The organism is Xanthobacter dioxanivorans, assembly GCF_016807805.1.
Lineage (GTDB): Bacteria > Pseudomonadota > Alphaproteobacteria > Rhizobiales > Xanthobacteraceae > Xanthobacter > Xanthobacter dioxanivorans.
Map to the genome: position 1 here is coordinate 422,179 of NZ_CP063362.1, position 12,640 is coordinate 434,818.

Genomic DNA, 12,640 nt, shown 5'->3' on the forward strand with positions numbered 1-12,640 from the left:
AGGAAAACCGCCTGACGCGGCCGTTGGAACGGATCGACCGTTCTCAGGAGGCACGACGCGGGCGCGACGCAAACTTTGCCGGCAGGTGCAGGATGCCCAAGGTTTCGGCGCCGTGGAAATCCCACTTCACCTTTTCGGGCTCGGCAAGCTCGATATCGGGCAGCCGCGCAAGCAACTCCTCCATCACCACGCGCATTTCCATGCGCGCCGTCGGCGCTCCGACGCAGGAATGCTTTCCAAGACCGAAGCCCAGGTGCTGGAATTCCGGACGATCAATGTCGAAGTCGAGAGGCTTGTCCACGACCGCCGGATCACGATTGGCGGCCTGCCAGCACATATAGACCGTGTCGCCCTTCTTGATGTGCGCGCCGTGGGCTTCCACATCCTCCGTCGCCTTCCGGAACAAGCCGAAGAAGGGGTGGTGAAGACGCAGCCCCTCTTCCACCGCCTTGGGAATTAAGGCGGGATCCTCGATCAGCCGCTGCTTCAGCTGCGGCCGGCGCAGCACCTCGTAGAGCAGGTTGGTGAGCGCCGCCGTGGTGGTGCCGTGCCCGGCCACGAGGAGGGAAACCACCGCCGCGCCGACTTCGAACGGTGTCATGTGCCGATCGCCGAACCGCGCGTCGGCGAGGACGGTCAGATAATCCTCCTTGGGATCGCTCTTGCGCCGCTCCACTTCGGACCAGCCATATTCGCTGAACTCCTGGAAGAGCTTCGCGAATTGCTCGGGCTGGTTCACATGGGCCAGAACATTGAGCGTCATGGACCGCACGCGCTCGTGATGCTCGCGCGGCAGTCCGAGGATGTGAAAAATCGCCTTCATCGGCACTTGCTCGGCAAGGTCCAGATGCAGGTCGCATGCCCCCTTCTCGGCGAAGCCTTCGATGAGCTCGATAGCATCGGCACGCACCGCCGGTCCGATCCGATCCGCCGTCCGTATGTTGACGCCGTCGGAGAAGACCTTGCGCCAGGGCGTATGCTCGGGCGGATCCATGGAGAGGGGCGGAAACACCGGCGAGCCTTCGATATAGGGGCGCAGGACCGACGGGCCGTTCGCATAGGTCTTCCAATCCATGAGACCGCGGCGGACGTCCTCATAGTTCATATAGATGTGGAAGCCGCCCAGTTCCTTCGAATGCGGCACCGGACACTTTGTGCGCGCACGCTCGATCAGGTCGAGCGCTTGAGCCGGCGTCTTCGTGTAAGTGCTGAAGGTCGAAAATTCCTCAGAAAGGCTTTCAGGGGTATCAGCCATGGGGACATATCCTCCGGTTGTTCATTATTCATTTCGGGTTTACGGAACGCAGAGCATTCGACGCCAGGGTCAGATGCGGTGTCCTTTGTCCTCTATGAGTTGCGAATCGCCTGCTCCGGACCACTTTCGGGACCGATGGGATCGAACCGAACTATAATTTATATATATATCAAATAAAGCACGTCGGCAGATTTCAGGCCGCCAGACGGCTGACCGCTCGGCGCCGCGCCGCCGGTCCGAGCGGCCTCGCTCAGCTGCGGATGATCTTGGAATAGTCGACCTTCAGGTCTTCCATCACCTTGATGGCGACGGGCCGCCCGCCGCCGGTGACGCCACCGCCGGGATGCATAAAGGGACCCGACAGATAGAGGCCTTGGGCGCCAGGCACGGCGTATTGCGCCAGCTCCGGCGTGGGGCGCATTCCCATCATCTGGTAGAGGAACATGGCGCCGCCATTAAGGTCGCCGCGCTGAAACGAAGGCGAATGGCGCACCATGTCCAGGGGACTGTCCACGTGGCGGGCGAGGATGTTGTCGCCGGACACGTTCGGTGCGAATTTCGCGAGCCAGGCCATGACCTCGTCGGCGCGCTGCTCCTTGATGTCGTCCCAGCGCTCCATGCCGCCGTCGGCGAGGACGCCGGGAGCCCAGGAGAAGACGTACAGTGTGTGATGACCATCCGGCGCGCGCGTGGGGTCGAAGTTGGTGTGGTTCGAGGCGACCAGGATGGGCTGGTCCGGCAGCTCACCGAGCCGCAGCTGGTCAGCATAGCGCCGCAGTTCGTTCAAGTCGGACGATTCGATGAGGTTGATATAGAGGCAGCTGTCGGCAGCCGGCGCATGGGTCCATCTGGGCGCCTCGCGCAGGGCACAGTTGATCAGCATTCCGCCGAAATCGGTCGCCTGATAAAGCTTGGCGCGGGCCACGACGCCAGGATCGAGGCCCTCGACCCGCTCGCCCAGCAGATGGGGATGGATCGAGGCGATGACCGCCTTGTCGGCGACTAGAACCTCGCCGCTGGCGAGCTCGACCGCTTTCGCCACGCCATTCTTGTTAATAACCCGCTTCACCGGAGTGTTGAGTCGGATCTCGCCGCCATTGTCCTTGATGCAGGAAATCATGGCGTCGGTGAGCGACTGCATGCCACCCACGGGCACGCCGGCGGGATGGGAGTGGGAAAAACCAATCAGATAGAGCATGGCGACGCCGGTGGTCTTGTGCTCGCAGGGCACGTTCAGACCCTCCATGACCCACTTGAGCAAGTGGATCCGCACCTTCTCGTTCTCGAACCGCTCGGTGACCACGTCATAAGCCGAGCGCATCATGGTATTGAGCAGGTCGTTGCCCCCGGGCATCTGCGACAGCATTCCCATGAAGGCCGCGAGCGGCAAGGGCGGGCGGGCCATGCTCATGTTGATCATGGGCATGATGGCACCCATCATGCCGACCATCTCGCGATAGGCCTCGGAGTCCCGTTCCGAATAGCGCGCGATGTCCGCGCAGGCCCGATCGAGGTCGGCGTAGCAGGTGATGGTGTCGCCGTCGGCGAAGATGGTCATGTAGCTCGCCTCGGGATAGGCGAACTTCAGCCCGTATTTGGATTTCAGCTCCAGTTCGTCCGCCGTCAGAATGGGATGTCCCTGGAGGTGGACGACGCCGGAGGCATGGGTGTCATGCTTGAAGCCGGGAAGAGTCAGCTCCTTGGAGGTCACGCCGCCACCGGGTATCGCGTTCTTCTCAAGGACGAGTGTCTTCAGGCCGCATTTCTGCAAATAAGCGGCCGCGCCGAGCGTATTGTGGCCGGCGCCGACCACGATCACGTCGTAGTTGGCCATAGGTAATTTCCTCCCAGGATATGGTTATTGCACCGGCGAACCGGCGGCATCGTCTTAGTTGCGGGGCACGCGCGCCGATGAGCGGAACAAAAAGGTCAAGAGGAAGAAAACAAGGCCTGGCGTCAGCATCTTCAACATGCCGCGCGCTTCGGCGGGAGTCAGCTTGCAGGTCATGGGCATGGCTCCCATGATCGTTCCCTTGATGATGAGATCGTTATTGTCCCGGCTGATGGCGTTCACATCCATCAATGGGCTGTTGTCGAGGTTGAAAAGTTTCATCGCATGTCCTCAAACCGGGGGCGCGGCGTCGTCTGCTGCGCTCAGCTCAGGATGACCTTGGTGTAGTCAACGCCGGCGTCGTCCATGAGCTTCATGGCGACGGCGCGGCCGCCGCCAGTGAGGCCGCCGCCGGGATGCATGAAGGGGCCGGACAAATAGAGGCCCTTGGCGCCGGGCACCGCATACTGCGAGAGCTCAGCCGTCGGCCTCAGGCCGAGGGACTGGTAGAGGTAGCTGCCAAGCCCCATGATGTCGCCCTTCTGGAAGGACGGCGAGTAGCGCTCCATGTCCAGCGGGCTGTCCACGCGGCGGGCCTTCACCGAGGCCTGAACGCCCGGGGCGAACTTCTCGAGCTGGGCCATCATCCAGTCGGCGCGCTCCTCCTTGAGGTCGTCCCAGCGTTGCGCTCCGCCGCGCAGGGCATAAGGCGCAAGTCCGAGATGGTAGAGCGTGTGCTCTCCGGCCGGCGCGCGGCTCGGATCGAAATTGGTGTGCACGGCCACGTGGCCGATATAGTCCTTGGGCAGGTCGCCGTAGCGCAGATCGTCGAAGATGCGGCGGAATCCCTCCAGCTCCATCTCGCCGATGAGGTTGACGCCGAGGGCGGTGTGGGGCGCCTCGCCGACCTTCCAGCTCGGTCGCGCGGACAGGGCGCCATGCACCACCATCTCGGCGAACAAGCTGGACGTCGTGCTCCGCGCGCGGCGGACGAGCCCGGCATCCAGCCCCTCCACGTGGCGGTCGAGAAGGTGGGGATGGATGGCGGCGATCACGGCCTTTTTCGCGGTCACGATCTCGCCGGATTCGAGCTCGACGGATTTGACCTCGCCACCTGAATTGATGAGGCGCTTCACCGGCGCGTTGAGGCGCACCGAGCCCCCGTTCGCCTCGATGCAGGCGAGCATTGCGTCGGAAAGCTTTTGCGTTCCGCCCTTCACCAGGCCCGCCGGCGCCGAATGGGACGCGCCGATCAGGAAGAACATGTTGATCCCAGTCGTCTTTTCTTCCGGCCCGCACAGTGCCTCGGCCACCCACTTGAGGAAATGGATCCGGATCCGCGGATCCTCGAAATTCTCGATGATGACGTCGTAGGCGCTTTTCAGCATCGCCTGGATCAGTTCGGCGCCGAAAGGGGTCTGCTCGATCAGCGCGACGAACCCGCCGAAGCGGCCCGGCGGACGGTTCATGGACATGCCGATCATTGGGCCGATCTGCGCCATGAAGTCGGCCATCCGCCGATAGGACTGGGCATCCTTCTGCGAGATCTTGGCAATGTCCGCGCAGGTACGATCCAGATCCTTGTAGCATCCGATCGTCACACCGTCCTCGAAGACCGACATGAAGCTGGCATCGGGATAGACGAACTCCAGCCCATACTTCGACAGGAGGCCCAGCTCGTCATGGGTGACGATGGGATGGGCCTGCAGGTGCGCGACGCCGGTGGCGTGAACATCATGCACGAATCCGGGCAGCGTGATGCTGCGGGAAACCGCGCCGCCGCCCACCTGATCATGGCGTTCGAGCAGTTGCACGCTGACTCCGCACCGCGCGAGATAGGCTGCTGCCGTAAGCGTGTTGTGGCCGGCACCTACGATAACAACATCATGCGAGGCCATTCGCCGTTTCCTCCCCGAGTGGCGCACGGCTCTTCAACGGCCGGCGCCTGTTTTTGCATCGGCAGGACGATCCGTCCGGGCGGATCAAATATCCCGCAAATTTAATAGTGATCTTAATATGCAATTCGCTATCAGACCATCCGAGCAGGAGCAAGCGAAGAATTTTGCCGAATCCGGTGGCGCGCATTGGTGACAGGATAATTTTACTGGGCTATCAATAAATCCGGTCACTGGCGCGATGCCGGCCCCGTCGGGGGCTGCATTCCGACATAAAAGCAAGGGCCGGTGCGGGCGCCGAAGAAGACGCCCGCCTTGGGAGGACACAAGCCATGACTGATTTGACACCTCTGACAATTGCGAGGCGTTGGCTGGATGTGCTGGCCGCCGGGGATTTCGATGCCTGGCCGCAGGTGGCCAGCAAGGCGCTCATCATGCGGTTTCCGTTTGCACCACCGCCGCTGGGTCTCGCCCTGGAAGGCTATGACGACTGCATCAACGGCACACGCGGCTTCTGGGCGGCCATCAAGACGTTCGTCTTCCGTGACGTGGAGCTTCACACCACGGAGGACCCCGAACTCATCGTCGGCAGCGCCCGTTCCGAATCCGAGACCGCCGCAGGAACGCCTTACGAGAACCGGTACTGCTTTTTCGTGCGGGTCCGCGGCGGCAAGGTCATCGAGCACTCCGAGTACTTCAACCCGCTTCCCGCCATTCGGGCATTTGGCTTTCCTGCGAGCTGATCTTGCCAGTTCAGGTGGCAGGACGAGCGAGAACAGCCATACGGGAGGCGGACGGAACATGGGACGGCTCGAAGGCAAGGTGGCGATCGTCACCGGTGGGGCAAGCGGCATCGGAAAGGCCATCGCCAGCGAATATGCGCGTCAGGGCGCGAGGGTTTGCATCGCCGATGTATCGCAGGACAGATGCGAAGCGGCGGCGCAGGAAATCGCGAGCGGCGCGATGGGGTGTGCGCTGGACGTGCGCGATCCCTCATCCATCACGGCGGCGGTCAAGGCGACCGTCGGGCGCTATGGCCGGCTGGACATTCTGGTCAATTGCGCCGGGGTCTTCGCCATGGGCTTGATCACCGAGATCGGGCCCGAGGATTTCGACCGGGTGGTGGCCGTCAATACGCGCGGGCTGCTGTTCATGATCCAGGGCGCGGCCCGCCAGATGATCGCTCAGGGCAGCGGGGGCGCCATCGTCACGATCGCGTCGGGCGCGGGCCGGCGGGCCCCTCCGGGCGCCGTGGTCTACGGCCTCAGCAAGGCGGCGGCGATCTCCATCAATCAGGTGGCCGCACAGGAGCTCATCCGGCACGGCATCCGCTGCAACGCCATCGCGCCGGGCGCCGTCAAGACGCCCATGTGGGATGTGGTGGAGGAGAGCTTCTCCAAGACCCTGGGCGTACCGACGGGCGCCGCCGCGCAGGGGCAGGTGGCCGTCACGCCCCTCGGGCGCATGGCCGCGCCCGATGAGTTCGCGGGTCCGGCCGTCTTCCTCGCCAGCGACGAGAGCTCCTACGTCGTCGGCCAGACCCTCAATGTCGACGGCGGCCTGAACCTCGGGTGATGCCGGGAGCGCGCAGAGGAGCGCGGCCCGTGCGCCGCGCTCCTTCGGCCGGCGTCACGCCTGCCGGGATGCGGAACGATGGGTGAAGCCAGATGCGATCGGTTGAAATTGTCGAAGTCAGTCCGCGCGACGGTCTGCAGAACGAGAAGGTGCTGTTGAGCACCGCGCAGAAGCTCGCCTTGATCGACCGGGCGATTTCTGCGGGCGTGCGGCGCATGGAGGCGACCAGCTTCGTCCATCCCAAGCTGGTGCCTCAGATGGCCGACGCCGAGGCGCTCGCCTCCGCTTTGCCGCGGCGCGGAGAGGTCACATATATCGGGCTGGTGTTGAACAAACGGGGCGCGCTACGGGCCCTTGAGGCCGGCCTCGACGAAGTCGGCGCCGTGTGCTCGGCCTCGGACGGCTTCGGTCTCAAAAACCAGGGTATGCCGTCCGAGCAATCCCTGTCCGCCTGCATCGACATCCTGAAGCTGGGGCGGGACGCGGGTCGCCGGGCCCATGTCACCATCACCACCGCCTTCGGGTGCCCGTTCGACGGCGAGGTCGATCCCGACCACGTGGTCCGGATGGCGGTGCGGGCGGCGGAGGCGGGATCGGTGGAGGTGGGGATCGCCGACACCATCGGCGTCGCAGCGCCTGGCGAGGTGGAAGCTCTGGTCGCGCAGGTCGTGAAGGCGATCTCCCCGGTGCCGGTGCGCGTCCATTTCCACAACACCCGCAATACGGGCCTCGCCAACGTCTGGGCCGGCGTCAAGGCCGGGGCGACGATCGTCGATGCGTCCATCGGCGGGATCGGCGGTTGTCCATTCGCCCGCGCGCCACCGGCAACGTGCCGACGGAGGACGTGGTCTACATGCTGGAGCGCTCCGGCATCGCGACGAACCTGTCCCTGCCTGCGGTCGCGTCCGCGGCGGAATGGCTGTCCGGCATCATGGGGCGGGAACTGCCCGGCACGCTCTCCAAGGTCGGATGGTTTCCGCTCGCCAAAGCCACGGGAGAACGCGCATGACGGCGTTGGCGAAGACGCCCGGGCCGCTGGCTGGAATCCGCGTCGTCGAGATGGGCCAGCTCATAGCGGGGCCGTTCTGCGGCCAGCTGCTGGGCGACATGGGTGCCGAGGTGATCAAGATCGAGCCCCCCGGTTCGGGTGATCCCATGCGCGCGTGGGGGCGAGGCAACACCGCGTTGTGGTGGGAGGTCATCGCCCGCAACAAGAAGTCGGTGTCCATCGACCTCCGCTGCGCCGAAGGGCAGGCACTGGCGCGCAGGCTGATCCGGAAGGCGGACATCCTGGTCGAGAACTTCCGGCCCGGCACGATCGAGAAATGGGGCCTGGGACCGGATGTGCTGCGCGCCGACAATCCCGGCCTGATCGTGGTGCGCATGTCCGGCTACGGCCAGAGCGGCCCATATGCCGACCGCGCCGGCTTCGGCCTCATCGGCGAGGCGATGGGGGGCTGGCGCTACATCGTGGGGGAACCGGACCGGCCGCCCGCGCGGATGGGCGTGTCCATCGGCGATAGCCTGTGCGCCACGTTCGGCTGCATGGGCGCGCTCGCAGCCCTGCATCGGCGCGCGGTCAGCGGGCGCGGCCAGATCGTCGATTCCTCCCTCTACGAATCCGTTTTGCAGATGATGGAAAGCCTCGTCATCGACTACGACGTGGCCGGCTTCACGCGCGAGCGGACGGGTGCAGTCCTTCCCGGCATCGCGCCGTCCAACGTGTACCGGTGCCACGACGGGGAAATCCTCATCGGCGCCAACCAGGACACTGTGTTTCGCCGCCTGTGCGAAGCCATGGGGCGTCCGGGGCTGGGGACCGACCCCCGCTATGCCACCCACGAGGCGCGAGGCCAGCGGCAGACCGAGCTGGACCAGCTGATCGACGCGTGGACCCAGACCTTTGCCCTCGCCGATCTGGAGGCCGTCATGGCCCAACACGGCGTGCCTGCGGGGCGGGTCTACAAGCCCGCGGACATGCTTGCCGATCCACAGTTCAAGGCGAGGGGGTCCATCGTCGAGCTCGAGCATCCCAAGCATGGCACGGTGAGGATGCAGGGCGCCTTTCCGATGCTCTCGGAAACGCCTTTGGGCGTGCGGCGCCTGGCGCCGGAGAGGCCGGGGCAGGACAACGACGAGGTCCTCTCGAGCATCCTGGACATGGACCGCGAAGAGATCAAAGCCCTGAGTGCCTCACGGGTCATCTGAGGGTTGTATTAATTAATATGCATGTTAAATATAAATCGACTGGTGGAGACGTGACGCATGTCCGCGGAGAAGGATAGCTCGAAGCTGGAGAGGAAGGTGACGGCCGGCCTGCGCGGCGCCAGCTGGAATCCGGATCTGGTTCCATCCGACATGCGCACGACGGTCCATCCCGTCCAGACATTCGACCAGGCACCCGTCATCGGCTACCTGCATGCGCGCGGCGGCGAGAAGACGGCGGTGTTCATCATGCACCCGCGTGAGCTGCTCGTGACCCATTACATGGTTCCCCATCTCGTCGCTGGCGGCTATGCCTGCTGGGTGCAAGGTCCGCGCACGGTGGGAAACGATCTGCGGCTGGAACACGAATTGGCCGTCCACGATGTGGCCGCCGGCATGGTCGAGCTGCGCGAGCTCGGCTTCGAGAAGATCATCCTTCTCGGCAATTCCGGCGGTGCGAGCCTGTTCGCCTACTACAATCAGCAATCTCTGCTGGAGGGTCCGAGGCGCGTGGAGCGCACCCCGGGCGGGCGCCCCACCAAGCTCGGCGAAGCGCCGCTTCCAGTGGCGGATGGCTTCATCTTCATCGCTCCCCATCCCGGCCAGGGCAAGCTGCTGGAAAGCATGATCGACCCCTCCCTGACGGACGAGGCGGACCCGTTCTCCACCGATCCCGCGCTCGACCCCTTCGCCTCCGCCAACGGCTACAAGCCGGGAGAAGAGGGCGGTGCAACCTATTCCCCCTGCTTCATCCCGCGCTACCGCGCCGCCCAGCGTGAGCGGGTGGCGCGCATCGACGCCACGGCGAAGGCCGGCATAAGGGCGCGGGTCGCCGCCAAGAAGGTCTTCGAGGCGACAGGCGAAGGCAATCGCTGGCTAGGCAACTTCTCTGGCATCTTCAACGTTTGGCGCACGGACGCCGACCTGCGCTGCTTCGACATCAAGCTCGATCCGTCTGAGCGGCGCTGGGGTTCGGTATGGGGCGCCAAGCCTTTGGTGTCCAACGTGGGCAGCGTCGGCTTTGCACGCGTGTGCACGCCGGAGAGCTGGCTGTCCACATGGTCCAGCCTCTCGTCGCTCGCCTCCTTCGATCTCTGTGGCGGAGCCGTCGAGCAGCCGGCGCAGATGATCTACTACACCGGCGACAATTCCGTGTTTCCGTCTGATGCCGCCGCGATCTTCGCGGGCCTGCGGACCTCCGACAAGGAGCGCCACGACATCAGCGGCAACCACCATGGCCAGTCCCTGCGGCTCAATGAGGAGAGCGGCCAGGAGATCGCAGCGCGGCACATCCTGCGCTGGCTGGGCGAGCGGTTCGAATGCGGGAAGAGGGCAGCGTGATGGTGGGGGTCAAGGAGAAACTTCCGGGCGTTGTGTATCTGCCGACGGAGCGGCTCGCGACCTATGTGACGGCGGGCGCCCTCCCCACCACCACGCTCGTCGAGGAACTGGCGGCATCCTTCAGGACGCATGCAGCGCGGCCGGCCATCTGCGCCGCGGACGGCATCATTTCCTACGCGGAGCTGAACGAGCGCACGGACCGCCTCGCCAAGGGGCTCCTGGATCTGGGGCTAGCGCCGCTCGACCGAGTGCTGTTCCAGTCCGCCAATTCACCCGAGCTCGTCATCGCGCTGATCGGATGCCTGAAGGCGGGCCTCATCCCGGTCTGCACCCTATCGGCCCACCGCAAGGTGGAGATCGGCTACATCGGCCAAAGCGTGGATGCACGCGCGCACATTGTCCAGGGCGACGACGCAAAGTTCGATCTCGAGGATTTCGCCCTCTCCATGAAAGACGAGATTCCGACCGTGAAGCACGTGATTTCCCTGCGCGGCGTGCCGCGCGCAGGGGTGGTGCGCATGGAGGATCTCATCGCGGCGACGGACGCGGCAGCCGCGCGGGCCGCCGTTGAGAACGTCCCACGCGATCCGTTCCAGGTGGCGATCTTCCAGCTCTCCGGTGGCACCACGGGTGTGCCGAAAGTCATTCCGCGCATGCAGAACGATTATCTGCTCAATGCGCAACTCACCGCGCAAACGCTTGGCTACCGAGCCGATGATGTCATGTTCATGCCCATGCCGATCATTCACAATGCGTGCATGATCTGCTTCCTGATGCCCACGCTGCTGGTGGGCGGCGCCTTCATCATAGCAGCAGGCATGTCTCCCAAGGATTGGGCCGACGCCTGGCGGCGCAATCCACCCACGATCATCGGCGTGATCCGGGCTTTGTTTCCACGGCTCGACGAAACACTCGCGCTGGTGCCCGAAGGCTTGGATCCGGTACGCTTTTTCTGGTGCGCCGACGGTGCACGGGCGCTGCGCGAGAAATACGGCAAGCCGGCTTACGGCATGTTCGGCATGTCCGAGGGCATGAACATGTATTGCCGCGAGGGTGATCCGGGCGAAGCCCTGGACTGGACGGTCGGCCGGCCGCTATCTGAATTCGACGACGTGCACCTGGTCCGGCCAGGGACAATGGAGCAGGCCGCTCCCGGTGAGATCGGCGAACTGATTGTGCGAGGGCCCTACACCCTGGCCGGCTACTACAATGCCCCCGACCGCAATCGCACCGCTTTCACTGAAGATGGCTACTACAGGCCCGGAGATCTGATGGTGATTCGCGAGATCGGATCATCGCGCTACTTCGCTTTTGCCGGTCGCACGAAGGATGTGGTTGATCGCGGCGCGGAAAAGATCAACTGCGAAGAAGTCGAAGCCGCTGTCACAACCCATCCCGCCGTTGCCGCATGTGCCGTGATCGGCATGCCGGACCCTGTGCTGGGTGAACGGGTCTGTGCCTATATCGTGCCGCGTCCAGGGGACGAGGCGCCAGACGTTGCGACCATGCAGGCGCACTTGCAATCGGTGGGCATCGCCAAATTCAAGTGGCCGGAGCGCATTCTGGTCATCGACAGTATCCCAGTTACCAAGGTCGGCAAGTTCGATAAAGGCAAGCTGCGCGAGGACATCGCAAAGCGCCTCGAGCAGGAAACAGAAAAAGCGTGAACGGGAAAGGGCGAACACGATGTCAGAGGATCTGAGCTTCAAAGGTGTTCATCACACCGCTCGGCCGACCTGGAAACTCAAGGAAACGGTTGAGTTCTACAGAGATGTCATGGGTCTGAAGCTGATTCATTGCGTGTCGGCGCGGGGGTGGGGCTCCGCCCGGCACCCCGATTTCCTGCACTTCTTCTTTGACAATGGCGCCCGGGGCACCATCGCCTTCTTCTACTATCTCGGCGACGACCAGCCCGAGCACTTGGTCCACCGGCCCGAGTATGACAGTGACGCGACCCATACCGCATGGCTCGTGGATACCAGGGAAGAACTGATCGCGTGGCGCAAGCGACTCGAAGAGCGCGGTGTCGAAATCATGTACGAGATCGAGCACGAAGTGGTGGAGTCGATCTATTTTCGCGATCCCAACGGATACTACATGGAGATCGGGCGCCCGCTTCGCGACTTCATCGAGCTCGATGCAACCGACGCCGCCCTGACATTGGAAGCCGCCATCAAGGTGGAAGAAGAGATGCGCGCGCGCGGCGAGCGCCTTTCCAAGATCGAGCCGGTGTGGAACGAGAAGGGCTCCATGCTCGAAGCCCGCTTCGCGGAGGCTTCGTGATGGTCCGCATCTTCATTCCCAACATTCCCGAATTCACGCCGGTCTGGGAGAGCGCCCGGGCGGTGACCGGCTGCGTCGTGAAGGAGCCGCTGAACGGCTACTGGCGTATTGAGGCCCCGGACAAGATCACCTTCGGACGCAAGGCGCTCGGCCTCGGGCCGGCGCTTTGGAACAGCGCACTCACCGGCGGCTTCGTGGGGCGGATCGTGGAATACAGCCGCGACACGATGTGTATCGAAAGCAAGGATTGACGTT

The 12,640-nt window shown here is 64.0% G+C and carries 12 protein-coding genes and 1 pseudogene; 9 read left to right on the forward strand and 4 right to left on the reverse strand.

Features of this window, described 5'->3' with window-relative positions; genetic code table 11:
* Positions 1 to 43: 43 nt before the first annotated feature.
* The 4 genes from EZH22_RS02030 to EZH22_RS02045 form a co-directional block, all read right to left on the reverse strand.
* Entirely contained in the window at positions 44 to 1,255 is a 1,212-nt protein-coding gene (locus EZH22_RS02030; protein ID WP_203194154.1) for a cytochrome P450, read from the reverse strand.
* Between the two features lie 250 nt (positions 1,256 to 1,505).
* Entirely contained in the window at positions 1,506 to 3,089 is a 1,584-nt protein-coding gene (locus EZH22_RS02035; RefSeq protein ID WP_203194155.1) for a phytoene desaturase family protein, read from the reverse strand.
* 54 nt (positions 3,090 to 3,143) lie between these two features.
* Positions 3,144 to 3,368 carry a hypothetical protein gene (locus tag EZH22_RS02040; protein WP_203194156.1) on the reverse strand — a complete coding sequence of 75 codons (225 nt, stop codon included), beginning with the start codon at positions 3,366 to 3,368 and terminating at the stop codon, positions 3,144 to 3,146.
* Between the two features lie 41 nt (positions 3,369 to 3,409).
* The gene (locus tag EZH22_RS02045; RefSeq protein ID WP_203194157.1) at positions 3,410 to 4,984 is read right to left on the reverse strand and encodes a phytoene desaturase family protein; all 1,575 of its coding nucleotides are present in this window, start codon (positions 4,982 to 4,984) and stop codon (positions 3,410 to 3,412) included.
* A gap of 329 nt (positions 4,985 to 5,313) precedes the next feature.
* Between EZH22_RS02045 and EZH22_RS02050 the strand changes: the two genes are divergently transcribed.
* The 9 genes and pseudogenes from EZH22_RS02050 to EZH22_RS02090 all read left to right on the forward strand — a co-directional run bounded on the left by EZH22_RS02050 (position 5,314) and on the right by EZH22_RS02090 (position 12,636).
* Complete coding sequence (locus EZH22_RS02050) at positions 5,314 to 5,724, forward strand: nuclear transport factor 2 family protein (protein ID WP_203194158.1); 411 nt, start codon at positions 5,314 to 5,316, stop codon at positions 5,722 to 5,724.
* Between the two features lie 79 nt (positions 5,725 to 5,803).
* Positions 5,804 to 6,556, forward strand: coding sequence for a glucose 1-dehydrogenase (locus EZH22_RS02055; protein ID WP_231711261.1), 753 nt, complete (start codon positions 5,804 to 5,806; stop codon positions 6,554 to 6,556).
* Positions 6,557 to 6,648: 92 nt separating this feature from the next.
* Positions 6,649 to 7,296 (forward strand): annotated as a pseudogene (locus EZH22_RS32760) (hydroxymethylglutaryl-CoA lyase); the annotation flags it as partial.
* A gap of 59 nt (positions 7,297 to 7,355) precedes the next feature.
* The gene (locus tag EZH22_RS02065) at positions 7,356 to 7,565 is read left to right on the forward strand and encodes a hypothetical protein (protein WP_203196847.1); all 210 of its coding nucleotides are present in this window, start codon (positions 7,356 to 7,358) and stop codon (positions 7,563 to 7,565) included.
* Entirely contained in the window at positions 7,562 to 8,764 is a 1,203-nt protein-coding gene (locus tag EZH22_RS02070; RefSeq protein ID WP_203194160.1) for a CaiB/BaiF CoA transferase family protein, read from the forward strand. Before EZH22_RS02065 ends, EZH22_RS02070 begins: the two co-directional genes overlap by 4 nt.
* 57 nt (positions 8,765 to 8,821) lie before the next feature.
* Positions 8,822 to 10,102: an alpha/beta fold hydrolase gene (locus EZH22_RS02075; protein WP_203194161.1), complete on the forward strand. Its 1,281-nt coding sequence runs from the start codon at positions 8,822 to 8,824 to the stop codon at positions 10,100 to 10,102.
* Positions 10,102 to 11,769: an AMP-binding protein gene (locus EZH22_RS02080; protein WP_203194162.1), complete on the forward strand. Its 1,668-nt coding sequence runs from the start codon at positions 10,102 to 10,104 to the stop codon at positions 11,767 to 11,769. Before EZH22_RS02075 ends, EZH22_RS02080 begins: the two co-directional genes overlap by 1 nt.
* Before the next feature lie 19 nt (positions 11,770 to 11,788).
* On the forward strand, positions 11,789 to 12,385 hold the full coding sequence (locus EZH22_RS02085; RefSeq protein WP_203194163.1) for a VOC family protein: 597 nt from the start codon (positions 11,789 to 11,791) through the stop codon (positions 12,383 to 12,385).
* Positions 12,385 to 12,636 carry a hypothetical protein gene (locus EZH22_RS02090; RefSeq protein WP_203194164.1) on the forward strand — a complete coding sequence of 84 codons (252 nt, stop codon included), beginning with the start codon at positions 12,385 to 12,387 and terminating at the stop codon, positions 12,634 to 12,636. The genes EZH22_RS02085 and EZH22_RS02090 overlap by 1 nt, the downstream gene beginning before the upstream one ends.
* Positions 12,637 to 12,640: the final 4 nt, after the last annotated feature.

What these genes read in the sequence shown, in the direction of transcription:
- EZH22_RS02030 (WP_203194154.1), bottom strand. Translation starts at nt 1,255, where the DNA reads ATGGCTGATACCCCTGAAAGCCTTTCTGAGGAATTTTCGACCTTCAGC.
- EZH22_RS02035 (WP_203194155.1), bottom strand. Translation starts at nt 3,089, where the DNA reads ATGGCCAACTACGACGTGATCGTGGTCGGCGCCGGCCACAATACGCTC.
- EZH22_RS02040 (WP_203194156.1), bottom strand. Translation starts at nt 3,368, where the DNA reads ATGAAACTTTTCAACCTCGACAACAGCCCATTGATGGATGTGAACGCC.
- EZH22_RS02045 (WP_203194157.1), bottom strand. Translation starts at nt 4,984, where the DNA reads ATGGCCTCGCATGATGTTGTTATCGTAGGTGCCGGCCACAACACGCTT.
- EZH22_RS02050 (WP_203194158.1), top strand. Translation starts at nt 5,314, where the DNA reads ATGACTGATTTGACACCTCTGACAATTGCGAGGCGTTGGCTGGATGTG.
- EZH22_RS02070 (WP_203194160.1), top strand. Translation starts at nt 7,562, where the DNA reads ATGACGGCGTTGGCGAAGACGCCCGGGCCGCTGGCTGGAATCCGCGTC.
- EZH22_RS02075 (WP_203194161.1), top strand. Translation starts at nt 8,822, where the DNA reads ATGTCCGCGGAGAAGGATAGCTCGAAGCTGGAGAGGAAGGTGACGGCC.
- EZH22_RS02080 (WP_203194162.1), top strand. Translation starts at nt 10,102, where the DNA reads ATGGTGGGGGTCAAGGAGAAACTTCCGGGCGTTGTGTATCTGCCGACG.
- EZH22_RS02085 (WP_203194163.1), top strand. Translation starts at nt 11,789, where the DNA reads ATGTCAGAGGATCTGAGCTTCAAAGGTGTTCATCACACCGCTCGGCCG.
- EZH22_RS02090 (WP_203194164.1), top strand. Translation starts at nt 12,385, where the DNA reads ATGGTCCGCATCTTCATTCCCAACATTCCCGAATTCACGCCGGTCTGG.